Here is a 23,509-nt window from a genome sequence, read left to right on the forward strand (position 1 = left end):
TACCGGCCCGGCTGTAGATCAACTGCGATCGTACGAGAACTGGATACCTGCGGTGCCGCCGGTCTCGATGAAGAGGTCGATGAAAGCCGGGACGGTTTCGCTGCGGGACCAGTCACGCTGCAACTCACAGAACAGCTGTGCCACGCTGATCATCTTGCCGCCAGCCTGCTCGATGCGACGCAGCGCAGCCTCGTGCGCTGCCACGGAGGTGCCGCCTACGGCGTCGACCACGACGTAGACTTCATAGCCTTCCTTGAGGGCGTCTAGCGCTGGGAACGTCAGACATGCTTCCGTCCACAGGGCGGTCATGATCAGTTTCTTGCGCCCCGTTGCCTTGACTGCCTCGCGGAACTCCACGTCTTCCCACGAGTTGATGGAGGTGCGGTCGTAGGTGGGGAAGTCGCCCAACACCTTCCGCAGTTGCGGGATTGGCGGTTTGTTCAGACCCGTCTTCACATTGACTGTGGAGTGCACGATCGGAAGCTTGTATGCAACCGCGGCACGCGACGTGCCTACGATGTTATTGACCAGCAACTGACGATCCATGGAGGCGATGGAATTCACCTGGACCGGTTGGTAGTCGATGATCACGAAGGCCGCGTTTTGCGGAGTCAACAAGTGGTCGTTTGCGGGATCGCGAATGGGTTCGCTAGCCATGGTCATCTCCAGAGCAAGGGGTGGATTTCTGCTGCTCAGCGCTTCAGGACCGACGGCGCACCGTATATGCCGAGGAAGGATGTCCCGATCGCCGCCGAAGCTTGGAGGCATCATAGGTCCGAAAAAACGCCCCCAGTAGTGCCGTAACATGCCGTCTGTGTTCTACGGAAGGAACAATCGTGGACGACCTGAATGACCTCTATTACTTCGTCAAAGTGGTGGAGCACGGAGGGTTTACGCGAGCAGGCCTCGCGCTTGGCATGCCGAAGTCCAAACTCAGCCGGCGCATTGCGGCACTGGAAGCGCAGTACGGGGTGCGGCTGCTGCAGCGCTCAACGAGGCACTTCTCGGTCACCGAAATCGGGCGCGAATTCTACGAGCGCTGCCTGGGGGTTCTGGTGGAAGCGGATGCGGCGCGCGAGATCATGGAACGCGAGCGCTCCGAGCCGCAAGGCACCGTGCGCATGAGTTGCCCGACGGCATTGCTGGAGTACCGCATCGCCGGATTGGTGGCGCAGTTCATGGTCGAGTACCCGAGGGTCCAGGTGCATCTCGAAGCGACGAATCGCCGTGTCGACGTCATGGGAGAACGCCTGGACCTCGCGCTACGCGTGCGTTTCCCTCCCTTGGAAGACAGCGATTTGGTGATGCGGGTGCTTTCTGACAGCCTGCAGAGGCTGGTCGCCTGCCCCGCGTTCCTGGAGGGCCGCGCGTTGCCGAAGCATCCAGCGGATCTCGCCGGTATGCCGACCCTGGACTGGGGGCCGCCTCGTGACCACGTTTGGTACCTGGTCGGGCCGCAGGGGATGGAAGCGCAAGTGCGGCATCAACCACGGTACGTCACGGATGACATGACCGCGTTGCGGCGTGCGGCGCAGCAGGGCGTGGGTATCGTTCAATTGCCATGCATGGTCGTCGAAGCGGATCTGCGCAACGGAACGCTCGTCGACATCCTGCCCGGCTGGGCCCCGAAAGGGGGCATCATTCATGCGGTCTTTCCGTCTCGCAGAGGCTTGGTGCCGAAGGTGCGTCTGCTGATCGACTATCTCGCCACGCACATTCAGAAGGAGTAGTCCGCGTGTCATACGGAGAAAGCGCGCCGCCTCGTCCCCATCAGGCTCGCATGATTTGACCGTCCGTCTCAAGCTCGGCGAAGGCGGGGAACGCCATCCATCGACCGCGCATCTCGGGGAACTGCCGAAGGCTTCGCCCAATGGTTCACGCGTCACGCGATCTCGCTCGAGATGAGCGTTCGATGCTTGTGGCCTGTCCTGATCACTACGTGCTTCGCGGAATCCAGCCTAGTGAGCAGGAAGCGGTTGAAGTGACGGGCGGCGCCATCGAAGCAAGCCACTTTGTCATCGACTATCGCCACTTTTCAGGCGAAGCAGAGCGCTTCCGGTATCGGTCCGTTCCACGAAGGTGCTGATTGCTACACCTCGACAGACTTTACTTTTATCCGACACACTTTTTTTTTTTAACCGATCGCAGCTGCCAGCAAACCCAACGCACTTCCGCTACACTATCGATTGACTCATCAATGATTGATGAGTCTCCAATCGATCGCCATGGCCCTCCACACCGCGCTCCCGCATTCCCACACCCAGGTCCTGCCGTTCAAGGAATCGCTGCTGGCGATGCTCGGCATCTGCTTCGTCGTCGTGCTGGTGGCGCTGGACCAGACCGTGGTCGGCACCGCGCTGCCCACGGTGGTGGCGGAGCTCAAGGGGTTCGACCTGTACGCGTGGGTGGCGACGTCCTACCTGCTGACCTCGGTGGTGACGGTGCCGGTCTTCGGCCGGCTGGGAGATTTCTACGGCCGCAAGCCGTTCGTGGTCGCGTCCATCGTCGTCTTCACGCTGGCTTCGGTGATGTGCGGCATGGCGGGCAGCATGGCCTTCCTGGTGTGGGCGCGGGCGCTGCAGGGCATCGGCGGCGGCATGCTGGTCGGCACGGCCTATGCCTGCATTGCCGACCTGTTCCCCGATGCGCGGGTGCGCCTGCGCTGGCAGGTCTTGCTGAGCGCCTCGTTCGGGATCGCCAACGCCATCGGCCCGACGCTGGGCGGCTGGATGACGCAGGCGCTGGGCTGGCGCTCGGTGTTCTACGTGAACGTGCCGTTTGGCGTGCTGGGGCTATGGTTTGCGTGGCGCTTCCTGCCGCATCTGCGCCAGAGCCTGCATGCCGGCCGCATCCGGCCGGACTGGCAGGGGGCGCTGCTGATCACGGCGGCGCTGGGCGCGCTGCAGCTCAGCGTCGAATGGCTGCCGCGCCATGGCCTGTCGCTGCCGGTGCTGGGGTGGCTGGTGCTGTCGGCGGCGGCGTTTGCCGGCCTGTGGTGGTGGGAGCAGCGCGCCGAGCAGCCGCTGCTGCCGTTCGAGATGGTGCGCGACCCCGCGCTGGCGACGCTGTTCGTGCTGGCGGCGCTGTCCGGGTTCTCGATGTTCGCGCTGCTGTTCTATGCGCCGCTGCTGTTCCAGGGCGGGTTCGGCATGTCGCCGCAGCAGGCAGGGCTGGTCATCACGCCGCTGGTGGTGTGCATCACGCTGGGCAGCATCATCAACGGGCGCCTCGTCACCCGCATCCCGCGGCCCACTGTGATGCTCTATGCCGGATTCGCGCTGCTGGCGTTGGCGCTGGCGGGCATGGCGGCATCGTCGCGCGCCACGCCGCAGCTGGCGCTGACGCTGCTGATGCTGCTGGCGGGCCTGGGGCTCGGCTTCGTGCTGCCCAACCTGACGGTGTTCGCCCAGCAGTCGGCGGGGCGGGCGCACCTGGGCATCGCCACCGCCCTGCTGCAATCGTTGCGGATGGTCGGCGGCATGATCGGCACGGCGCTGGTCGGCACGCTGGTCAGCGAGCGCTACGCGGCCGGCGTGGGCGACGCGCTGCGGGCGGACGGCGCCACGCAATGGCTGCGCCGGCTTGCCGATCCCGAGATTCTCATCGATCATGAAGCGCAGACCGCGCTGCTCGCGCAGATGCAGTCCGCCGGCCACGACGGCGCCGCGCTGCTCGGGGCGGCGCGCCATGTGCTGGTGAGTGCCATCCACCTGGGGCTGATCGTGGCGGCGGTGGTGGCGGTGGTCGGCCTGTGGCGCGTGCGGCGGGTGCCGCCGGTCGCGCTGTATCACGTGGAGCCGGTGCAGACCGCGGAGTAAGCGGCGTTGCCGCCGCCTCCGATCGATCCGGCGGCCGGGGATCGGCAGCGGATGGGTATGCAACGGGTTGAGGCTGTCTGTGGAATGACTTTCTCAGAGATTCTCAACATGGCGCCAATGCCGCCAATCGCGGTTAGCATGCACGGTTTTTTGCTCTTCCAAGCCTGACCAATGACCTCTGAACGTGAACGCTTTGCCGTCATGCACCAGTTCGGCCGCACCTATCGTGCGTTCATGGCTGCCTTCGAGTCGTACGTCGGCCAGCCGATGCCGCGCTGGCGCATCATGCTCGCGCTGCACGACCACACCGGCGGCGGCCTCGCGCAGAAGCAGCTGGCCGAGCGCCTGCAGATGGATCCGGGGGCGCTTACGCGCCAGCTCAAGGTGCTCGAACAGTTGGGCTGGATCGAGCGCACCACCGACGCCCGCGACAACCGGCTGACCAACGTCTCCCTGTCCGACGCCGGACTGAGCGTGGTGCTCGAATGCATGCCGCGCCGCGTTGCCTTCCTCCATGCCACGCTCGATGGCCTGCCCGACGATCAGGTGCAGGCCCTGTCCGAGGCGCTGGCCGTGATCGAAACCCGCATCGCCGAGGCGCCGGTCCAGCTGGGCATGCTCATCGCCGAGCCGGCCGAAGCGCGCTGACACCTCCGGAGACGCTCGCATGCCCATGGTGATCAACAGCGCGTTGTATCGCAACGGCCGGCGCGAGCGCGACCTGTCGGTCGAGGCCATCAGCGATGTGCTGCACGCGCCGGGCAGCTTCGTCTGGCTGGGCCTGCACGAGCCGGACGACGCCATGCTCGCCCGCGTGCAGGAGGAATTCCACCTGCACGACCTCGCCATCGAAGACGCCCGCAAGGCTCACCAGCGCCCCAAGCTGGAGACCTACGGCGACACGCTCTTCATCGTGCTGAACACGGCGCAGATGGAGCAGGGCGAGGTGGTCTTCGGCGAAACGCACCTGTTCGTCGGGCGCGACTTCCTGGTCTCGGTGCGGCACGGGCCGTCGACGTCGTACTCGCCGGTGCGCGAGCGCTGCGAGCACGTGCCGCACCTGCTGGCCAAGGGCGCGCCGTTCGCGCTGTACGCGGTGATGGATTTCGTGGTCGACAATTACCAGCCGGTGCTCGAATCCATGGAGGCGGCGTTCGACGCGATCGAGGGCCAGCTCTTCGGCGATGCGTTCGACCGTGCCGCCATCGAGCGGCTGTACACGCTCAAGCGCCAGCTGCTGCGCCTGCGCAACGCCGCGCTGCCGGTGGAGGACATCGCCGGCCAGCTGGTGCGCCTGCACGAAGATGTCGTGCCCAAGGAGCTGCGCGCGTACTTCCGCGACGTGGCCGACCACGCCCACCGGCTGGTCGGCGCGCTGGACGTGATCCGCGAAATGCTGACCACGGCGATCTCGGTGAACGTGGCGCTGGTGTCGGTCACGCAGAACGACATCGTCAAGCGGCTGGCCGGGTGGGGCGCGATCCTGGCGATTCCGACCGTGGTGTTCAGCAACTACGGCATGAACTTCAAGGGCATGCCCGAGCTGGAGCATCCGGCGGGGTATCCCATCGTGCTGGCCTGCACCGCGGCGGCGTGCGTGTGGCTGTATCGCAAGCTGCGCAGGTCGGGCTGGATCTAGGAGCGCGCCATGTCCCGCTGCTGCTGGGTCGGCGAAGACCCGCTGATGATCGCGTACCACGACACCGAGTGGGGCACGCCCTCGCACGACGACCGCCACCTGTACGAGATGCTGGTGCTGGAGGGCGCGCAGGCCGGGCTGTCATGGCAGACCATCCTGCGCAAGCGGGCCCGCTACCAGGAAGTGTTCGACGGTTTCGACCCGGCCCGCGTGGCGCGCTTCACGCCGGCGCGCATCGAGACGCTGCTGGCCGATCCGGGCATCGTGCGCAATCGCGCCAAGGTGGAGGCGGCCGTCGTCAACGCGCGCAAGGTGCTGGAGGTGCAGGACGCGGTCGGCTCGCTGGACGGCTTCCTGTGGGCCTTCGTCGGCGGCCGGCCGGTCGTCAACCGCTGGAACAGCTACCGCGACGCGCCGGCCTCGACCGAGGCTTCCACGGCGATGAGCAAGGCGCTGGCCGCGCGCGGCTTCAAGTTCGTCGGCCCGACCATCTGCTACGCCTTCATGCAGGCCACGGGCATGGTGGACGATCATGAGGCCGGCTGCTTCCGGGCCGGCAAGGCCAAGGCCGGGACGAAGTAGGGGCGGCGCTCAGGCGCCGGCGTGCAGTGTCCGGTTGCGTCCTGCCAGCATGCCCAGGACGAGCGCGCCCAGTGCGATCGCGCTGAACAGCCAGCCCATCGCGGCCCAGCCGCCGGTCAGGTCGTGCAGCACGCCCATCAGGTACGGCCCGGCCGCCGCCAGGGTGTAGCCGCCGCCCTGCGTCATCGCCGACAGGCTGGCCGCCACCCGCGCATCCGCCGAGCGCAGCACGATCAGCGACAGCGCCACGCTGAAGTTGCCGCCCTGGCCCAGCCCCATCAGCACGGCCCACCACCACAGCGTGGAGACCGGCGCATACAGGCAGCCCATCAGCCCGGCCCACGTCATCAGCATCATGAGCAGCACGGTGGGCCGCTGGTCGCGGCTGAGCCGGGCGATGAACGGGCCGCCCAGCGCCGTGATCAGCTGGACCAGGACCGACACGGCCACCACCATCCCCGAGTGCACCGCAGAGAGGCCGCGATCCTGCAGGATCACCGGCATCCAGCCGAACACGCAATACGCCAGCGACGATTGCAGCCCCATGTACAGCATGACCTGCCACGCGATCGGCTGCCGACACAGGGCGACGCGCTCGATGCGCGCGGCCGCGCCGCCGGCATGCGGATGGCGCATGTGCGGCCACCAGCCGGCGAAGGCGAGCAGGGCGGGCAGCGCCCAGAACGCCAGCGCGGGCTGCCAGCCGCCCAGCAGCGCCGCCAGCGGCGCGCTGGCGCCGGCCGCCACGGCCGCCCCCAGGCACAGCGCCATGGTGTAGGCGCCGGTCATCAGGTCGGCCTGGCGGCCGAAGTCGCGCTTGATGATGCCCGGCAGCAGGATGCCCGTCACGCCGATGCAGGCACCGGCCGCCAGCGTGCCGGCAAACAGCGCCACGATGCCGCCCGCGCTGCGCAATGCGATGCCGAGCGCCAGCGCGATCAGCAACCCGCCCACCGTGCGCTCGGCGCCAAAGCGCCGGGCCAGCACGGCGGCGGCCGGCGCGAACACGCCCAGGCACACCACGGGCAGCGTGGTCAGCAGGCCGGCCGTCGCGCCGGACAGGCCCGTGCCCGCCGCCACCTGCTTGAGCACCTGCGACAGGCTGGAGAGCGCCGGCCGCAGGTTCACCCCCACCAGCACCAGCCCCGCCACCAGCATGGCCAGCGCGCCGGCAGAGCGCCGGCCGGCGGTATCGTGGAGCGGGGTGGCGGCGGGCTGCGGCGGGCGATGCATGGCGGTGGCAGACGTGGCGGAGCCGCCGATGTTAGCGCGGGCGCCGTTACGGCGCATGCGCCCGCGCAATCACAATGTCGACGGTATTGTTATTGCGCCCCGGGCAGGCGTGCGGCCAGGGCATCGAGGACGTCGGCGGGCGGATGGCCGCGCTCGGCCGCCAGGGCCAGCGCCCGGCGCGTCAGGGCCGCATACAGCGCGACATGATCGGCGCCCAGCGTGTCGAGCGCCTGCAGATGGCGCTCGATGACGCCGCCGTCGCCGCGCGAGACCGGCCCCGACAGCGCGCCGGCCAGCCCCCTGGACCTGGCCGCGGCGAGCGTGCCGTCGACCAGCGGCCACATGGCGGCCACCGCCTCCACGCGGTCGATGCCGGCCGCCTGCCACAGCGTGGCCGCCTCGTGCAGCGCGCACAGCAGGAAGCTGGCGGCGTAGTTGGCACCGGCGTGATACAGCGCGCGCTGGCCTGGCCGCACCTTCAGCGCAGGGCAGCCGAGCCGCCGCGCCAGGTCGGCGAGGGCCGCGTCGTGCGGTGCGTCGGCCTCGATGGCGATGGCGGCGCCGGCCAGCCGCTGCGCATCGTCAGGCAGGCCCGCGAACAGGAAGAGGGGATGGAAGCTGGCGGTGGCCGCGCCTGCCTGCCGCGCCGGGTCGAGCAGATCGCGCTCGCCGGCGCCGCTGCAATGGATGACCAGCTGGCCGGGCCGCCACCGCACGGCGGCGGCCACCTCGGCGATGGCGTCGTCCGGCACGGTGACGAAGACCCAATCGGCCCGGTCCGCCACGCCCTGGGCGTCGAGCGGCGGCGCGGTCAGCGCCTCGGCGAGCGATGCGGCATGCGCCGGCGTGCGGCTCGCGACGCCGGCGCAGCGCATGCCCGCATGCGACGCGCGCACCGCCAGCGCCCGCGCGAGGCGTCCCGCGCCAATCCATCCCACCGATACCGACGACACCTCCGCAGACACAGACACCATGGCAGTCACCTGAAAAGAAACGCCCGCATCATAGGCCGCTGTCGGTCTTGGATATGCAATTAACCGCCAAGCAATCCTCTTCGCCAACAAGCTTGGCTGTCAGCGAGTGGGGAGCGACGATGCGTGCCGGGTGGCGGATCGGTTGGCCACGCGGAGCGGGGCAGTGCGTAGAGCTACCGGGCATCGCTTCGCCGAGGCGGCACTGTTCCGACTGTCGTACGGCTGTCGCCGAGGCGCGGGGTGTGCCGCTGTCGATGCTTCATCGTCGAGTCGGGGCGATGGGTTGGTCGTCGCTCGCGGTTGCTCCGCACGGCAGGCCGCACGCAATGCGGCTGACAATCCTCTGAGGCTTACACCGATCGGGCGATCCCGAGGCGCGCGCAAGGTCGGGCGGCTGATGCATCATCGGGGCCGATGAAAACGGCTGCTCCACACCCCCTTCCAAATGCGCTCCGCGCAGGCGCGACTGGGCATAATCCCGGCTGCGCCGCGAGGCGCTTCTCCGAGGATGAGCCCATGACTCCAAGTCGACCCGCCGGCACCCCGTGGCCTGCCGGTCTTGCGTGCCGCGCGGTGCCGACGCTGCTGGCGCTTGCGCTGGCGGCCTGCGCGGTCGGTCCGGACTACCGCGCCCCCAGGCTCGCCGGCGTGGAAGCGCCCGCCGGCTGGCATGCCACGCTGCCGCACCACGGCAGCCGCATGATGCTGGCCCGCTGGTGGGAGCAGTTCCACGATCCGGCCCTCACGCAGCTGATCGAACAGGCCGATGCCGACAGCCCCACGCTGGCGCAGGCCGTGGGCCGCGTGCGCGAGGCCCGCGCGTCGGTGTCGAGCAGCCGGGCGGCGCTGTTCCCGCAACTGAAGGGCAGCGGCTCGGCCGTGCGGCAGGGCGGGTTCGGCGGCAGCCAGGTCCTCGGCGGGGCCGCAGGCACGGGCGTGTCGGCCACCGGCGTCAGCCCGACGCTGGGGCTCGGCACCTTCACCACGCTGGCGGCCACGTCCGATGTATCGTGGGAGCTCGACCTGTTCGGCGGCAAGCGGCGCAGCCTGGAGGGCGCCGATGCGCGCCTCGACGCCAGCCTTGCCGATTGGCACGATGCCCGCGTGACGCTGTCGGCCGAGGTTGCCGGCACGTATCTGCAGCAGCGCGAATGCGAGGCGCTGGTCGCCATCGGCGAGACCACGCTGGCCTCGCGCCAGGAGACCCTGCAGCTGACCGAGCGCAAGTTCGGCGCCGGGTTTGTCGCGCCCGCCGATCTGGCGCAGGCGCAAGCCACCGTGGCCGATGCGACCAACGCGCTGGAGAGCCAGCGGGCCCAGTGCGCCCAGGGCCTCGACCGGCTGGTGACGCTCATCGGCCTGGACCACGCGGCGCTCGCGGCCCTGCTGGCGTCCGGCACGGGGCGGATGCCCGCGCCGCCCGATGCCGCTGTGCCCGATGTGCCCGCGCAGGTCCTGTCGCAGCGGCCCGACGTGTCGTCGGCCGAGCGCGCGGTGGCGCTCGCCAGCGCGGACATCGGCGTGGCGGTGGCGAGCCGTCTGCCGTCGCTGACGCTGGCGGGGTCGATCGGCATCAATACGTTCCGCATCAGCGGGCAGTCGCTGACCAGCAAGTCGTGGTCGTTCGGGCCGTCGGTGTCGTTGCCCATCTTCGATGGCGGGAGCGGCGCCGCGCGGGTGGAGACCGCCCGCGCCCGCTACGACCAGGCGCTGGCCGGCTACCGCGCCAAGGTGCGCCAGGCCGCGCAGGAGGTCGAGGACGCGCTGGTCCGCCTCGATGCCGCCGGCCGCCGCCTCGATGCCGCCGCCGTCGCCGATGCGCAGTACGCCACGGTGCTGCAGGCGGCCAGCGCCCGCTACCGTCTCGGCGCCGGCAGCCTGCTGCAGCTCGAAGATGTGCGGCGGACCACGCTGTCGGCGTCGCAATCGCTGGCGGCGGTGCGGCTCGAGCGCGCGCAGGCGTGGGTCGCGCTGTACAAGGCCGTCGGCGGCGGATGGCGCGAAGACGCCGCGCCCGCCGATGCCGCTTCTTCTGTTCCCGCGCCGGCCGCAGAGCGCCGGGCGCCCATCGGAAACGCTTCATGATCGGACTTCGTGTGTGGATGGCCGGGCTCGTCCCGGTGATGGCCTGTGTGCTGGCCGCGTGCGGCCGGCATCCCGCCGACGCGCAGGCAGCCAATGCCAAGCCGGCGCTGACGGTCGACGTCGTGCGGCTGAGCCAGCGGGTGTGGCCGCGCGCGGTCACGGCCAGCGGCGCGGTGCAGGCCTGGCAGGAAGCCAGCATCGGCGCGGAGGTGAGCGGCCTGAAGCTGGCCGATGTGCTGGTCAACGTGGGCGACGTGGTCAGGCAGGGGCAACTGCTGGCGCGCCTGTCGGACGAAACCGTGCGCACCGACCTGGCCGCGCAGCGCGCCGCGCTGGCCGAAGCCGAGGCCGCCGCCGCGCAGGCCGCAGGCGAAGCGCACCGCGCGCACGAACTCGACAAGAGCGGCGCGATCAGCCAGCAGGAACTGATCCAGTACGACACCCAGGCCAAGACCGCGGCGGCCAAGCTGGCCTCGGCGCGCGCGCAGTTCGACAGCCAGCAGATCCGCCTGCGCTACACGCGCGTGCTGGCGCCGGACGACGGCGTGATCAGCGCGCGCTCGGCGACGGTGGGCGCGGTGGTCTCGGCCGGCACCGAGCTGTTCAAGCTGATCCGCAAGAACCGCCTCGAATGGCGCGCCGAAGTGCACGGCGACCTGCTGCCGGGCATCCGCCCCGGGCAGGCGGCGCGGCTGCGCCGCATGGACGGCGGCACCGTGGCCGGGCGCGTGCGCCAGATCGCGCCCACGGTGGACGCCAGCACGCGCAACGGCCTGGTCTACATCGATCTGCCGGCCGAGGCGGGCGGCCCGGGCGGGGTCAAGGCCGGCATGTACCTGTCCGGCGAGATTCTGCTGGGCGACGCGCCCGCCGCGACCTTGCCGGAGACGGCCGTCTTCTCGCGCGACGGCTATGACTACGCCATGGTGCTCGGCGCGCACGACCACGTGCGCCAGGTCAAGGTCGCGGTGGGCCGGCGCCAGGACGGCCAGGTCGAGGTGACGCAGGGCATCGGCCCGGCCGACGCCGTGGTCGCCATCGGCGCGGCCTTCCTGAACGACGGCGATGCGGTGCGCCTGGCGGGCCCCGGCGAGGCGGCGTCCGCGCCGGCGGGGGCGGCGCGATGAACTTCTCCGCCTGGGCCATCCGCAAGCCCATTCCGTCGATCCTGCTGTTCATCCTGATCACGGTGGCGGGGCTGGTGTCGTTCCGGATGCTGTCGATCCAGAATTTTCCGGACATCGATTTTCCGGCGGTGTCCGTCACCGCCACGCTGCCGGGCGCGACGCCGTCGCAGATGGAGACCGAGGTCACGCGCAAGATCGAGGACAGCATCGCCAGCATCGGTGCGATCAAGCACATCAGCTCCACCATCAACGACGGCAGTTCGACCACGATGGTCGAGTTCCAGCTGGAGAAGGACGTGCAGGAGGCCGTCAACGATGTGCGCGACGCGGTGAGCCGCATCCGCGCGCAGCTGCCGTCCGACGTGCAGGAGCCGGTGATCTCGCGCGTGACGTTCGCTTCCATGCCCGTGCTGACCTACGCGGTGCAAGCCACCGGCATGGACGCCGAAGACCTGTCCTGGTACGTCGACAACACCGTCAACAAGCGGCTGCTGTCGGTGCGCGGCGTGGCCAAGGTGACCCGCCAGGGCGGCGCGGACCGCGAGGTGCGCGTGCAGCTCGATCCGGTCCGGCTGCAGGCGCTGAACGTCACGGCGGCGGAGATCAGCGTGCAGCTGCGCGGCATGCAGCAGGAGGCGCCGGGCGGGCGCGGCAACATCGGTGGGCAGGAGCAGGCGGTACGCACGCTCGGCACCGTCAAGAGCGCGGCCGAGCTGGCGCGGATGGACATCCCGCTGTCCGACGGGCGGCGCATCCGCCTGTCGGACGTGGCCGACGTGCGCGACACCGCCGCCGAGCCGCGCCAGATGGCGCTGCTGGAAGGCAAGCCGGTGGTCAGCTTCCAGGTGTTCCGCTCGCGCGGCGCGAGCGAGATCTCGGTGGCGCAGGACGTGCGCGCTGCCATCGCCGGGCTGCAGGCCGAACGCCCCAACGTGCGCGTGACCGAGGTCTACAACCTGGTCAAGCCGGTCTCGGACGCCTATCGCGCATCGATGCACGCGCTGTACGAGGGCGCCATCCTCGCCGTGCTGGTGGTGTGGCTGTTCCTGCGCGACTGGCGCGCGACGTTCGTCTCGGCCGTGGCGCTGCCGCTGTCGATCATCCCCACCTTCGCGGCCATGCAGATGCTGGGCTTCACGCTCAACGGCGTCACGCTGCTGGCGCTCACGCTGGTGGTCGGCATCCTGGTCGACGATGCCATCGTGGAGGTCGAGAACATCGTGCGCCACCTGCGCAACGGCAAGCCGCCGTTCGAGGCGGCGATGGAGGCCGCCCAGGAGATCGGGCTGGCGGTGATCGCCACGTCGCTGACGCTGGTGGCGGTGTTCTTGCCCACGGCCTTCATGGGCGGCATCTCGGGCAAGTTCTTCCGGCAGTTCGGGTGGACGGCCTCGATTGCGGTGCTGGCCTCGCTGCTGGTGGCGCGCCTGCTGACGCCGATGATGGCGGCGTACCTGCTCAAGCCCCAGCGCGAGGGCAACCGCGACGGCTGGATCATGACGCGCTATCTGCGGGCCGCGCGCTGGTGCCTGGCGCATCCGTGGCGGACCAGCGGCATGGCGGCGGCATTCCTCGCGGCGTCGGTGGCCATCATCGGGCTGATCCCGGCGACCTTCCTGCCGCCGGAAGACTGGGCACAGCTGCAGATGACGGTGGAGATGCCGCCCGGCAGCACCATCGCCCAGACGCGCGAAGCGACCGAGCGCGTGCGCCAGGTGGTCCGGACGCACAAGGACGTGCGCCAGGTCTACACCGCCATCGGCTCAGGCGTCATGGTCGGCGTGCCGGGCTCCAGCGGCGGCGAGGTGCGCACCGGCACCCTGACGATCTCGCTCACCGGCCGGCACGAGCGGCACATCAGCCAGCAGCAGGTGCAGCGCGAACTGCGCGAGCGGCTGGAGAGCGTGCCCGGCGTGCGGATCGCCTTCGGCGCCGTGGGCTCGGGCGAGCAGCTGCAGATCGTGCTGACCGGCGATGATCCGGCCACGCTGCAGGCGGCCGCGCGCGACGTGATGCGCGACCTGCGCACCGTGCCCGGCCTGGGCGCGATCACCTCGTCGGCGAGCCTGCTGCGGCCCGAGGTCGTGATCCGCCCGGATTTTGCCCGCGCGGCGCAGCAGGGCGTGACGGCGGCGGCGATCGGGCAGGCCGTGCGCGTGGCCACGGCGGGCGACTACGACGTCAACCTGCCCAAGCTGAACCTGCCGGAGCGCCAGGTCTACATCCGCGTGGAGCTGGACCCGGCGGCGCGCCACCAGATCGACACGATCCGCCAGCTGCGCGTGCCCGGCCGCAACGGCGCGGTGCCGCTGGAGAACATCGCGGACATCGCCCTGTCCAGCGGCCCGGCGCAGATCGACCGCTTCGACCGCAGCCGCAACGTCACCATCAGCGTGGGGCTGGAGGGCGGCGCGCTGGGCGACGTCAACCAGGCGGTGGAGGCGCTGCCCTCCGTCCGGAAGCTGCCGCCCGGCGTGCACCGCATCGCCTCCGGCGACGTGGAGGGCATGCAGGAGCTGTTCGGCGGCTTCCTGCTGGCGATGTTCGCGGGCGTGCTGTGCGTCTATGCCGTGCTGGTGCTGCTGTTCCACGACTTCACGCAGCCGGTGACGATCCTGGCGGCGCTGCCGCTGTCGGTGGGCGGCGCATTCGGCCTGCTGGCGCTGTTCGGCTTCAGCCTGTCGCTGCCGGCGCTGATCGGCCTGCTGATGCTGATGGGTATCGTCACCAAGAACTCGATCCTGCTGGTGGAGTACGCCATCGTGGCGCGGCGCGACTTCGGCATGTCGCGCACCGAGGCCCTCATCGACGCGTGCCACAAGCGCGCCCGCCCGATCGTGATGACCACGGTGGCCATGACCGCCGGCATGGTGCCGATGGCGCTCGGCCTGGAAGGCGACGCGGGCTTCCGCGCGCCGATGGCGGTGGCGGTGATCGGCGGGCTGCTGACCTCGACGCTGCTGAGCCTGCTGGTGGTGCCGGTGGTGTTCGAGAAGGTCGACGACCTCAAGGTCTGGGTGCTGCGCAAGCTGCCTGGCGCGCACCATCGCCAGGCCGGGACGCAGGCTTCGCCGCCGCAGGTGTAGCATCGGGCGGATCACCGCGGCGAGGAGACCGCCCATGCCCAACGCATCTGTGCTGTTCCAGACCGATGGCCCGGTCTGCACGATCCTGCTCAACCGCCCGGCGTGCCGCAACGCCGTCGACGGGCCGACCGCCGCCGCGCTGCTCGATGCCTTCGAGCGCTTTGCCGCCGATGATGCGCTGCGCGTGGCGGTGCTGGGCGGCGCGGGCGGCCATTTCTGCGCCGGCGCCGATCTGGCCGCCATCGGCGATCCCGCGCGCCGCAACACGCTCATGCCCGACGGCAGCGCACCCGGCCCGATGGGGCCGACCCGGATGGCCCTGCCCAAACCGCTGATTGCCGCGGTCAGCGGATACGCCGTCGCCGGGGGCCTCGAACTGGCCCTGCTGGCCGACCTACGGGTGGTGGAGCACGATGCCGTGTTCGGCGTGTTCTGCCGCCGCTGGGGCGTGCCGCTGATCGACGGCGGCACCGTGCGCCTGCCGCGCATCGTCGGCATGGGGCGGGCGCTGGACATGATCCTCACCGGCCGCGCGGTCCACGCCGACGAGGCCCTGGCAATGGGGCTGGCCAGCCGCGTGGTCGGGCCCGGCGAGGCGCTGCCCGCCGCGCAGCAGCTCGCGCGCGAGATCGCCGCGCTGCCGCAGCGGTGCATGCTCGCGGACCGGGCATCGGTCTACGCGCAGTGGGCACTTCCGCTGGACGCCGCGCTGCGGCAGGAGGGGGCGCACGGCACGCCCATGGTCTTCGCCGAAGGCATGGCGGGCGCGGCGCGCTTTGCGGACGGCGCGGGGCGCCATGGGGCGCCGGGCTAGGCGCGGCGCATGGGGGCGTCCCGGTGTCAGCAGCCGAACCGAAAACGCTCGCTCCAGCGTCGCCGTTGCAGAACGGTCCCGCAGCGTTACTCCGGAACGTCTTGCGCCAGGAAGTGCGGATTCTGCGGCGTGCCCCGCATCCTGGTGTTGGCCTCCAGCAGCCGCGCGCCCGCCTCGCCGATGCGGTTCGCGCGCGCGTCGAGAAAGGTCAGCGAGGCGCTGTCGGCCAGTGCCTGCGCGCCTTCGGGGCCGATGTCGTTATGGCTGATATCGAGCGAAGCCAGCACGGGATTGTCCGCCAATGCCCGGGCTGCCCGGTGCGATAGCCGGTTCCAGCTGACGTCGAGCGAGGTCAGCGTGCGGCTTTCCGCCAGCGCGCACGCGACTGCGTCGTCGAGCCTGCAATCGCTCACGTTGAGCGAAGCCAGGGGCTCGGCGTTCGCCAGCGCCCTGGCGGCGGCGACGTCGATGGTGTTGCCGCGCAGGTCCAGTGAGACGAGCGTGCGGTTTGCCGCCAGCCTCCGCGCGCCTTCGCTGCTGATACGGTTGAACCCCAGTTTGAGCGAGGTCAGCGCGCGGTTTCCCGACAGCAGGAGCGCGCCCCGATCGCCGCACCCGATGCGGCTCACATCGAGCGACTTGAGCGTGCGGCTCAGCGCCAAGGGGTACAAGCCTTGCGGGGTGATCGGATTGCGGCTCAGGTTGAGCGATCGGAGCGAAGCGTTGCGCGCGATCGTCAGCACCCCCGCATCGCCAATTGAATTCGAGCCCACTTCGAGCGTGCGCAGGGAGCGGATGCGCGCGAGCTGCTGCGCCATGTCATTGGTCAGGCCGCAGCCGTTCGCCTTGAGCGAGGTTAGCGTTCGGTTTGCGGCAAGCGCAGCAGCAGATTGGTCGCTGAGGTCGTTGCCGCTGATGTCGAGCGATCTCAGCACGGTATTGGCGGCCAGCGCTTCGATGCCGCCATCCTCAATCCCGGTGTCGCGCAGTTCGAGCGAAGTCAGCGACCGGCTGCTCGCCAATGCCTGCGCGCCTGCATTGCGGATCGGATTGGCGCTGATGTCGAGCGCGGTCAGCACGGTATTGCGCCCCAGCGCCTCGGCACCCGCAGTGCCGATCCCGTTGCCGCTCAGATTCAGCGAGGTGAGCGACGCGCTGGCGGCCAGCGCTTGCGCGCCCCGATTGCCGATGCCGGTATCGCTCAGATCGAGCGATGCGAGCGGCAGCCGGGCAAGATAGGCCAGGCCCGCCTCCGAGACCGCGGAGCCGGTGCATCCGCTCAGGTCCAGGTGCCGCACCGACGGCGGTAGCGCGCGCAGGTCCGCGAGGCTGAGCGGGCCGTGAAAGCTCAGGCTTTCCAGCGCCGGGTAGTTTCGCAGGCGGCTGAATGCCGCCTTGTCCCAGACGGTCAGGTGCTTCGTGGCGGCCAGTGCGGCAGCCCGCAGCGGCTTGCTGACCGTCGACAGGGTCCGGCGCACGCGCGGGTCTGCCTGGGCGGCAATGGTCTGCCACACGTCAGCCGGCAGCGTCGGCTGTGTTGCCTCCGGCGCCGCGCTGTCGGGCTGCGCGGCTGGCGCCCGAACCGGCAGCCCATACACCTCCGCCATCCGGTCGAAATACGAGTCGATGAGCCCGAGGCCCTCCCGGATCGACGCCGCCATCCGGCTGCTTGCCAGGCCCTCGGCTGAAACGCCGTGCGCGCCGGCATTGCCGTGGTTCGCTTCCGAGGCGGATGGTCGGAGCCGCGTCCACGGCATCTCCTGCGGCGCCTGAATGTTCAGCCCAGACTCCCGCGCCACCCGGTTGAAGAACGGGTCGATCAGTGCGAAGCCCTCCAGGGTCGAAGCCGTCATCGCGCTGTTTGCCGGGGCCTCGGCTGAATCGTGGCGCGCCTGCGCGGCGGACGACCAGATCGCGCCGCCGGGCGCGGTTCGCGATGCCTGGCCGGGATCGCCCGCCAGCCCCGATAGCGGAGGCTCGCCAAGCGGCGCCCGAACCGGGTTGGCGTGGTCATGCCAGACGCTGATCCGCGCATTGGCCGCCAGCGCCAGGGCCCCGCGCGCGCTCATGCCGGTGTCGCGTGCGTCGAGCGAGGTGAGCGATCGGCTCCTGGCCAGTTCCATCGCCCCTGCGTCGTCCAGGCCGTAGTTCCAGCGCACGCTGAGCGAGGTGAGCACCGGGTTGTCGGCCAACGCCTTCGCACTCGCCGAGGTCATGTTGGTAAAGGCCACGTTCAGCGAAGTCAGCGTGCGGTTTCTTGCCAGCGCCCGGACGCCGTCGTCTCCGCACAAGTCGTTGCCCTGTACGCTGAGCGACTTCAGCGAACGGTTTTGCGCCAGGGCCCAGGCCCCTTGCGCGGTGATGTTGTTGGCGGTCTTGTCGTAACCGTCTTGCTCCACCTGGTTTCCCGTTTCGGTGACGAGGTTGCCCAGGTCGAGCGAGACCAGCGCAGGGTTGAGCGCCAGCGCCCGTGTGCCGAGGTCCGTCACGAGGCCATTGCGCACGGCGAGATGCCGCAGCGACCGGCTGCCCGCCAGCGCCTGCGCGCCCGCGTCGCCGATCGCGTTCTGGGTCAGGTCGAGCGACTCGAGTGTCGGGCTTTCGGCCAGCATCCGGGCACCGCTGGCACTGATCCCGCCGCTCGCCGCGTTGAGCGACTTGAGCGACGGGTTGGCCGCCAGCAATCGCGCGCCGCCGTCGCCAATCTCGGCGCCCGCCACATTGAGCGACTCCAGCGGCAAGCCGGCGAGATACGCGATCGCCCGGAACGATTTGGCGCTGCCGGTGCACTCGCTCAAGTCCAGGTGCCGCAGCGTCGTGGGAAGCGCCTTCAAGTCCGCCAGCGTGAAGTCGCCCTTGAGATGGACACTTTCCAGGTGGGGATGGTCGCGCAGTCCGCTGAGCGCCCTTCGGTCGTGAATTTGCAGGTGCGTTGCGCGCGGCAGGGCGGCGGCTCGCGGGTCATCGTGCGCGGCGGGCGGCAGGATGCGCGGCCCGGAAGACGGGCTCGTCGCGGCGGGCCCCAGCCGCAAGGAAGCCAGCCCGCCCAGGGGTGATGACGCGACCCCGGCCGACGAGCGTGTTGGCGTGTAGGCCAGTTCGCCCGACGGGTTCGGCCCGCGCGGGGTTCCAGTGTCGGCTGTTGCCGGGTTGGACGGCAAAGGCGCGTTGCGTGTGGAAACCGGGGCGGCCATCACTGATTCCGTTGACGGGCAAAGCGCAAGACTGCCGCAAACGCCGCTGCCATGCCGCCCGCCTTACGAAATCAGCTCACCGCCGGCGAACCGGGGATGCCCGCTCACGCGATGGGCCCGGCATCTGCCGCTGCGACGTGCCGCCCGTCCGAGGCGGGGGCCGCCAACCTGTTCATGGGGTGTGTGCCCGACTTCGACCGGGTCGAACCGGACGCGCTGCCGGCGAATGCGGACGGGCTTTGCCGGCGGCGGATTCCAGCAGATTGGCCGGCTGGCACGCACGCTTTTCAAAGTCAACCCGAAAACCGGGTGAGGCACTTCGGAGTCACTTTTGATTACCTGAAAGTCAGAGCTTAACGATACAATTCGCGGGTTCGCTTTTTGGCGAATTGGATGGCGTGAAAAATAAAACAGGTAGTCAGGGGTGAATCAAAGGGTGTGGCACGCGCCGCCGCCGGTGTCGTCCGGTGCGTGGCATGCCTCGCTGCGATGCCGGCGCGGGTCGGCACGCAATCCATTCGCCGTTCGTTGCGGGACGGCGCTCGCAGGTCCTTCCGATTTTCGTTTGTCTGCCATGCCCGGCCAGGACTGTGCCGATGGCAACGGGCGAGCCACGCCAATGCCTGAATCTCATATTTTGATGAGTTTTATTTGGGTTGCTTTGATAACGGGAGAAGTCGAGTGAAAACATTCTCGAAAGTGGCAGTTGCCGGTGCGGCCGTAGCGGCACTGGGCATGCTCGGCGGTTGCGCGACCGAAACGTCGCAGGCGTTGCCGGTGCAGAAAGTGGAAAGCGCGAGCCGCCCCTACGCGGGCGTGCGCACGCCGATCGCGGTGGGCAAGTTCGACAACCGCTCGGCCTACATGCGCGGCGTGTTCTCGGATGGCGTCGATCGTCTCGGCGGTCAGGCCAAGACCATCCTGATCACGCACCTGCAGCAGACCAATCGCTTCAACGTGCTCGATCGCGACAACATGGTCGAGATCAAGCGTGAAGCCACCCTCAAGAACACCGCGCAGAAGCTCAAGGGCGCCGACTACGTGATCACCGGCGACGTGACCGAGTTCGGCCGCAAGGAAGTCGGCGACCAGCAACTGTTCGGCATCCTCGGCCGCGGCAGGGAGCAGATCGCTTACGCCAAGGTCAGCCTGAACGTGGTCAACATCGCCACCTCGGAAGTGGTGTACTCGGCCGGCGGCGCGGGCGAATACAAGCTGTCGAACCGCGAGGTCGTCGGCTTCGGCGGCACCGCTAGCTATGACTCGACGCTCAACGGCAAGGTGCTGGATCTGGCCATGCGCGAGGCGGTGACCACCCTGGTCAACGCGATCGAAAGCGGCGCCTGGAAGCCGGACGCGCAATAAGGCAGCCAACAACCAATAACAACGGGAAATCAACGAGGGGTCATGATTGTCATGAGCAAGCTGTTTGCGCTGTCGCGCGTGGCGGCCGGTATGGCCGTGGGAAGTGCGCTGCTGGCCGGGTGTGCCGCCGGTCAGAAGTCGCTGTACCAGTGGGAAGGCTATCAGCCGCAGGTGTACGAGTACTTCAAGGGCGAGTCGAAGGAAGCGCAGGTCGCGGAACTCGAGCGCGGCCTGGAAAAGATCAAGTCGGCCAACGGCGCCGTGCCGCCGGGCTATCACGCCCAACTGGGCCTGCTGTATTCGAACCTGGGCAAGGATGACCAGATGGTCCAGGAATTCCAGACCGAGAAAGCCTTGTTTCCGGAGTCGGGCGCGTACATCGACTTCCTGATGAAGAACGTGAAGAAGGGGACCCACTGATGGCCAAGCGCTTCCTGAAACTGTTTGCCGCCATCGGCGTGGTTGCCCTGATGGCAGGCTGCGCGGCGCCGGCCAAGCACGTCGACTACGCAGCCTTCAAGGCCAGCAAGCCGCGCTCGATCGTGGTGCTGCCGCCGCTCAATCAGTCGCCGGACGTGAAGGCGACCTACGGCATGCTGTCGCAGGTGACCAAGCCGCTGGCCGAAGCGGGCTACTACGTGCTGCCGGTCGCGCTGGTCGACGAGACCTTCCGCCAGAACGGCCTGACCACCGCCGGCGACATCCACGGCGTGCCGGTGGCCAAGCTCAAGGACATCTTCGGTGCCGATGCCGCGCTGTACGTCACCATTACGCAGTACGGCACCAAGTACATGCTGATCGACAGCGTCACCGTGGTGGCGGCCGACGCCAAGCTGGTGGACCTCAAGAGCGGCGAGACGCTGTGGACGGGCCATGCCAGCGCGTCGAGCAAGGAAACCGGCAACAGCGTCGACGTCAACGCCGGCGGCATCATCGGCGTGCTGGTGTCGGCGGCGGTCAAGCAGATCGTCAACACCGCGATCGACTCGGGCTACTCGGTGGCGGGCGCGACCAGCGCGCGGCTGCTGTCGGCGGGCCCGCATGGTGGCCTGCTGTACGGTCCGCGTTCGCCGAAGTACGGCACGGACTGATCGGCGGATCGTTCATCGCTCAAAAAAAAACGCCAGCCGGAGCGATCCGGTTGGCGTTTTTTTATTGGCCGGGAAGGTCAGGCGAGCGCGCTTTCCGCGTGTTCCGCCCGCGTGGCCGGGGTGCCGGCATGCACCGCGCCGGCATGCCTGGCGCGCAGGCGCCGCGTCGCTTCCACCATGCCCCGCAGCGCGGCCTCGACTTCCGGCCAGCCGCGCGTCTTCAGGCCGCAGTCGGGGTTGACCCACAGGCGCTGCACCGGCACCACCTGCGCGGCCTTGTCCAGCAGGGCTTCCATTTCTTCCACGCGCGGCACGCGCGGCGAGTGGATGTCGTAGACCCCCGGGCCGATCTCGTTCGGGTAGGCGAATTCGCCAAAGGCGTCCAGCAGCTCCATGTTCGAGCGCGAGGTCTCGATGGTGATCACGTCGGCATCCATCGACGCGATGGCCGGCAGGATGTCGTTGAACTCCGAATAGCACATGTGCGTGTGGATCTGCGTGTCGTTGCGCACGCCCGAGGCCGACACGCGGAAGACGCGCGCGGCCCACTCCAGGTAGACGGCGACATCGCCCGCGCGCAGCGGCAGGCCCTCGCGGAAGGCCGGCTCATCGATCTGGATGGCGGCGATGCCGGCGGCTTCCAGGTCGCGCACTTCGTCGCGCAGCGCCAGGGCGATCTGCAGCGCGGTCTGCTCGCGCGGCTGGTCGTCGCGCACGAAGGACCATTGCAGCATCGTCACCGGGCCGGTCAGCATGCCTTTCATCGGCTTGGACGTCAGGCTTTGCGCGTACCTGGACCACTCCACCGTCATCGGCTCGGGGCGGTACACGTCGCCGTAGATGACCGGCGGCTTCACGCAGCGCGAACCGTAGCTCTGCACCCAGCCGTTGGCGGTGAAGGCGTAGCCCCACAGCAGCTCGCCGAAGTATTCGACCATGTCGTTGCGCTCGGCTTCGCCGTGCACGAGCATGTCCAGGCCCAGGGCTTCCTGGCGCTGCACCACGTCGGCGATCTCGGCGCGCATGCGTTCCAGGTAGGCCAGCGCCTGCAGCTCGCCGCGCTTGTATTGCGCGCGCGCCTGGCGGATTTCCGCCGTCTGCGGGAACGAGCCGATGGTGGTGGTCGGCAGCAACGGCAGGTTCAGGCGGGCCTGCTGCGCCGCGGCGCGCACCGGGTAGGGCGCGGCGCGCTCGGCGTCCTGCGCGCGGATGGCGACGGCGCGCTTCTTGACGCCGTCGTTGTGCACGCGGCGCGAGGCGGCGCGGGAGGCGATGGCGGCGGTGCTGCCGGCCAGGGCGGCGTGCGCAGCGTCGCGGCCATCGACCACGGCACGCTTGAGGACGGCGAGCTCGTCCAGCTTCTGGCGTGCGAAGGCCAGCCAGCCCTTGAGCTCATCGTCCAGCCGGGTCTCGGCGGCCAGGTCCACCGGAACGTGCAGCAGCGAGCAGCTCGGCGCCAGCCACAGGCGCTCGCCCAGGGTTTGCGCCAGCGGCGCCACGCGCGCCAGCGCTTGCTCCAGGTCTGTGCGCCAGATGTTGCGGCCGTCGACCACGCCGGCGGACAGGACCTTGTCGGCCGGCCACGGCGCGAACGCTTCGAGCTGCTGCGGCGCGCGCACCAGATCCAGGTGCACGCCGGCTACCGGCAGCGATCGGATCAGCGCCGCGTGGTGCGAGGCGGCTTCGAAATACGTGGCGAGCAGCAGCCTGGGGCCGCCGGCCGCCGCCAGCGTCGCGTAGGCCGGGCCGTACGCATCCGACCAGGCTTGCGGCAGATCCAGCACCAGTGCGGGCTCGTCGATCTGCACCCATTCGACGCCTTCGGCCGCCAGGCGCTTGAGCACCGCGGCGTAGGCCGGCAGCAGTTGCGGCAGCAGCGACAGCTTGTCGGCCAGCCCGCCGCGCGCCTTGGCCAGATGCAGGAACGTGACGGGGCCGAGCAGCGCCACCTTCACGCGGTGCCCGGCGGCCTGCGCTTCGCGCACCTCGTCGAACAGCCAGCCGGTGCCGGGGCCGAAGCGCAGGTCCGGCGTCAGTTCGGGCACGAGGTAGTGGTAGTTGGTGTCGAACCACTTGGTCATTTCCATGGCCGCGTGGTCGGCGTTGCCGCGGGCCAGCACGAAGGATTGCGCCAGCGTCAGCTGCGCCGGGTCGAAGCCGTAGCGCGTGGGCAGGGCGCCCAGCAGCGCGGCGGTCTGCAGCACCTGGTCGTACCAGGCGAAGTCGCCGACGGTGACGAAGTCGAGCCCGGCGTCGCGCTGGGCGTTCCAGTGGCGCTCGCGCAGCGCGCGGCCGGTGTCGCGCAGGTCGGCCTCGGTCGAGGCGCCTTTCCAGAAGGATTCCAGGGCGAATTTGAGTTCACGCTGCGCGCCGATGCGCGGATAGCCGAGGGTATGGATGGTCGTCATGATGCCGGTCGGTTTAGAGAGTGCTGCGATGATGGGCGACGGCCGGCCATGAATCAAATGATATTATTTGGAGAAATGTTGAATTGAATTCAT

17 protein-coding genes are annotated in these 23,509 nt (G+C 69.3%); 12 read left to right on the forward strand and 5 right to left on the reverse strand.

The window, feature by feature from the left end; all coding sequences use genetic code 11:
• Nucleotides 1–18 precede the first annotated feature (18 nt).
• Nucleotides 19–657 (reverse strand): hydrolase, encoded by a 639-nt coding sequence (locus GO999_RS17385; protein WP_019719384.1) that lies wholly within the window; start codon nucleotides 655–657, stop codon nucleotides 19–21.
• 179 nt (nucleotides 658–836) lie between these two features.
• Here GO999_RS17385 and GO999_RS17390 point away from each other — a divergent pair, with 179 nt between their 5' ends.
• The 5 genes from GO999_RS17390 to GO999_RS17410 all read left to right on the forward strand — a co-directional run bounded on the left by GO999_RS17390 (nucleotide 837) and on the right by GO999_RS17410 (nucleotide 6,039).
• Entirely contained in the window at nucleotides 837–1,730 is an 894-nt protein-coding gene (locus tag GO999_RS17390) for a LysR substrate-binding domain-containing protein (RefSeq protein WP_071012073.1), read from the forward strand.
• Between the two features lie 495 nt (nucleotides 1,731–2,225).
• On the forward strand, nucleotides 2,226–3,818 hold the full coding sequence (locus tag GO999_RS17395) for an MFS transporter (RefSeq protein WP_019719387.1): 1,593 nt from the start codon (nucleotides 2,226–2,228) through the stop codon (nucleotides 3,816–3,818).
• A 171-nt stretch (nucleotides 3,819–3,989) separates the two neighbouring features.
• Entirely contained in the window at nucleotides 3,990–4,466 is a 477-nt protein-coding gene (locus GO999_RS17400; RefSeq protein ID WP_011003962.1) for a MarR family winged helix-turn-helix transcriptional regulator, read from the forward strand.
• Nucleotides 4,467–4,485: 19 nt separating this feature from the next.
• Nucleotides 4,486–5,457: a magnesium and cobalt transport protein CorA gene (locus tag GO999_RS17405; protein ID WP_058908012.1), complete on the forward strand. Its 972-nt coding sequence runs from the start codon at nucleotides 4,486–4,488 to the stop codon at nucleotides 5,455–5,457.
• A 9-nt stretch (nucleotides 5,458–5,466) separates the two neighbouring features.
• Nucleotides 5,467–6,039 (forward strand): DNA-3-methyladenine glycosylase I, encoded by a 573-nt coding sequence (locus GO999_RS17410; protein WP_019719390.1) that lies wholly within the window; start codon nucleotides 5,467–5,469, stop codon nucleotides 6,037–6,039.
• A gap of 9 nt (nucleotides 6,040–6,048) precedes the next feature.
• Here the strand turns inward: GO999_RS17410 and GO999_RS17415 are convergent, their stop codons facing one another.
• Nucleotides 6,049–7,272: a CynX/NimT family MFS transporter gene (locus GO999_RS17415; RefSeq protein WP_211907033.1), complete on the reverse strand. Its 1,224-nt coding sequence runs from the start codon at nucleotides 7,270–7,272 to the stop codon at nucleotides 6,049–6,051.
• 89 nt (nucleotides 7,273–7,361) lie between these two features.
• Nucleotides 7,362–8,246 (reverse strand): Rossmann-like and DUF2520 domain-containing protein, encoded by an 885-nt coding sequence (locus tag GO999_RS17420; protein ID WP_118888181.1) that lies wholly within the window; start codon nucleotides 8,244–8,246, stop codon nucleotides 7,362–7,364.
• Between the two features lie 516 nt (nucleotides 8,247–8,762).
• Between GO999_RS17420 and GO999_RS17425 the strand changes: the two genes are divergently transcribed.
• Genes GO999_RS17425 through GO999_RS17440 form a run of 4 tightly spaced genes read left to right on the forward strand, consistent with a single transcriptional unit; the run spans nucleotide 8,763 to nucleotide 15,358 of the window.
• Nucleotides 8,763–10,331, forward strand: a complete 1,569-nt coding sequence (locus GO999_RS17425; protein ID WP_211907034.1) for an efflux transporter outer membrane subunit — start codon at nucleotides 8,763–8,765, stop codon at nucleotides 10,329–10,331.
• Nucleotides 10,328–11,458 (forward strand): efflux RND transporter periplasmic adaptor subunit, encoded by a 1,131-nt coding sequence (locus tag GO999_RS17430; protein WP_029240505.1) that lies wholly within the window; start codon nucleotides 10,328–10,330, stop codon nucleotides 11,456–11,458. Before GO999_RS17425 ends, GO999_RS17430 begins: the two co-directional genes overlap by 4 nt.
• Entirely contained in the window at nucleotides 11,455–14,544 is a 3,090-nt protein-coding gene (locus GO999_RS17435) for an efflux RND transporter permease subunit (RefSeq protein WP_211907035.1), read from the forward strand. Before GO999_RS17430 ends, GO999_RS17435 begins: the two co-directional genes overlap by 4 nt.
• Nucleotides 14,545–14,578: 34 nt before the next feature.
• Entirely contained in the window at nucleotides 14,579–15,358 is a 780-nt protein-coding gene (locus GO999_RS17440) for a crotonase/enoyl-CoA hydratase family protein (RefSeq protein ID WP_211907036.1), read from the forward strand.
• Nucleotides 15,359–15,444: 86 nt separating this feature from the next.
• Here GO999_RS17440 and GO999_RS17445 read toward each other — a convergent pair whose 3' ends face one another.
• On the reverse strand, nucleotides 15,445–18,552 hold the full coding sequence (locus GO999_RS17445; protein ID WP_211907037.1) for a leucine-rich repeat domain-containing protein: 3,108 nt from the start codon (nucleotides 18,550–18,552) through the stop codon (nucleotides 15,445–15,447).
• Nucleotides 18,553–19,287: 735 nt separating this feature from the next.
• On the opposite strand from GO999_RS17445, the gene GO999_RS17450 reads away from it, so the two are divergent.
• The 3 genes from GO999_RS17450 to GO999_RS17460 are packed head-to-tail and all read left to right on the forward strand — an operon-like array spanning nucleotide 19,288 to nucleotide 21,008.
• On the forward strand, nucleotides 19,288–19,917 hold the full coding sequence (locus GO999_RS17450) for a CsgG/HfaB family protein (protein WP_016723817.1): 630 nt from the start codon (nucleotides 19,288–19,290) through the stop codon (nucleotides 19,915–19,917).
• Nucleotides 19,918–19,968: 51 nt separating this feature from the next.
• The gene (locus GO999_RS17455; protein WP_211907180.1) at nucleotides 19,969–20,337 is read left to right on the forward strand and encodes a DUF4810 domain-containing protein; all 369 of its coding nucleotides are present in this window, start codon (nucleotides 19,969–19,971) and stop codon (nucleotides 20,335–20,337) included.
• Entirely contained in the window at nucleotides 20,337–21,008 is a 672-nt protein-coding gene (locus GO999_RS17460; protein ID WP_011003973.1) for a DUF799 domain-containing protein, read from the forward strand. Before GO999_RS17455 ends, GO999_RS17460 begins: the two co-directional genes overlap by 1 nt.
• Nucleotides 21,009–21,085: 77 nt before the next feature.
• Here GO999_RS17460 and metE read toward each other — a convergent pair whose 3' ends face one another.
• Nucleotides 21,086–23,416, reverse strand: coding sequence for a 5-methyltetrahydropteroyltriglutamate--homocysteine S-methyltransferase (gene metE, locus GO999_RS17465; RefSeq protein ID WP_211907038.1), 2,331 nt, complete (start codon nucleotides 23,414–23,416; stop codon nucleotides 21,086–21,088).
• Nucleotides 23,417–23,509 lie beyond the last annotated feature (93 nt).

This window comes from Ralstonia nicotianae, assembly GCF_018243235.1.
GTDB lineage: Bacteria > Pseudomonadota > Gammaproteobacteria > Burkholderiales > Burkholderiaceae > Ralstonia > Ralstonia nicotianae.

Excerpts from the sequence above, each read along its gene's own strand:
- GO999_RS17385 (WP_019719384.1), bottom strand. The coding sequence starts at position 657 with ATGGCTAGCGAACCCATTCGCGATCCCGCAAACGACCACTTGTTGACT.
- GO999_RS17395 (WP_019719387.1), top strand. The coding sequence starts at position 2,226 with ATGGCCCTCCACACCGCGCTCCCGCATTCCCACACCCAGGTCCTGCCG.
- GO999_RS17400 (WP_011003962.1), top strand. The coding sequence starts at position 3,990 with ATGACCTCTGAACGTGAACGCTTTGCCGTCATGCACCAGTTCGGCCGC.
- GO999_RS17405 (WP_058908012.1), top strand. The coding sequence starts at position 4,486 with ATGCCCATGGTGATCAACAGCGCGTTGTATCGCAACGGCCGGCGCGAG.
- GO999_RS17410 (WP_019719390.1), top strand. The coding sequence starts at position 5,467 with ATGTCCCGCTGCTGCTGGGTCGGCGAAGACCCGCTGATGATCGCGTAC.
- GO999_RS17415 (WP_211907033.1), bottom strand. The coding sequence starts at position 7,272 with ATGCATCGCCCGCCGCAGCCCGCCGCCACCCCGCTCCACGATACCGCC.
- GO999_RS17420 (WP_118888181.1), bottom strand. The coding sequence starts at position 8,246 with ATGGTGTCTGTGTCTGCGGAGGTGTCGTCGGTATCGGTGGGATGGATT.
- GO999_RS17425 (WP_211907034.1), top strand. The coding sequence starts at position 8,763 with ATGACTCCAAGTCGACCCGCCGGCACCCCGTGGCCTGCCGGTCTTGCG.
- GO999_RS17430 (WP_029240505.1), top strand. The coding sequence starts at position 10,328 with ATGATCGGACTTCGTGTGTGGATGGCCGGGCTCGTCCCGGTGATGGCC.
- GO999_RS17435 (WP_211907035.1), top strand. The coding sequence starts at position 11,455 with ATGAACTTCTCCGCCTGGGCCATCCGCAAGCCCATTCCGTCGATCCTG.
- GO999_RS17440 (WP_211907036.1), top strand. The coding sequence starts at position 14,579 with ATGCCCAACGCATCTGTGCTGTTCCAGACCGATGGCCCGGTCTGCACG.
- GO999_RS17445 (WP_211907037.1), bottom strand. The coding sequence starts at position 18,552 with ATGGCCGCCCCGGTTTCCACACGCAACGCGCCTTTGCCGTCCAACCCG.
- GO999_RS17450 (WP_016723817.1), top strand. The coding sequence starts at position 19,288 with ATGCTCGGCGGTTGCGCGACCGAAACGTCGCAGGCGTTGCCGGTGCAG.
- GO999_RS17455 (WP_211907180.1), top strand. The coding sequence starts at position 19,969 with ATGAGCAAGCTGTTTGCGCTGTCGCGCGTGGCGGCCGGTATGGCCGTG.
- GO999_RS17460 (WP_011003973.1), top strand. The coding sequence starts at position 20,337 with ATGGCCAAGCGCTTCCTGAAACTGTTTGCCGCCATCGGCGTGGTTGCC.
- metE (WP_211907038.1), bottom strand. The coding sequence starts at position 23,416 with ATGACGACCATCCATACCCTCGGCTATCCGCGCATCGGCGCGCAGCGT.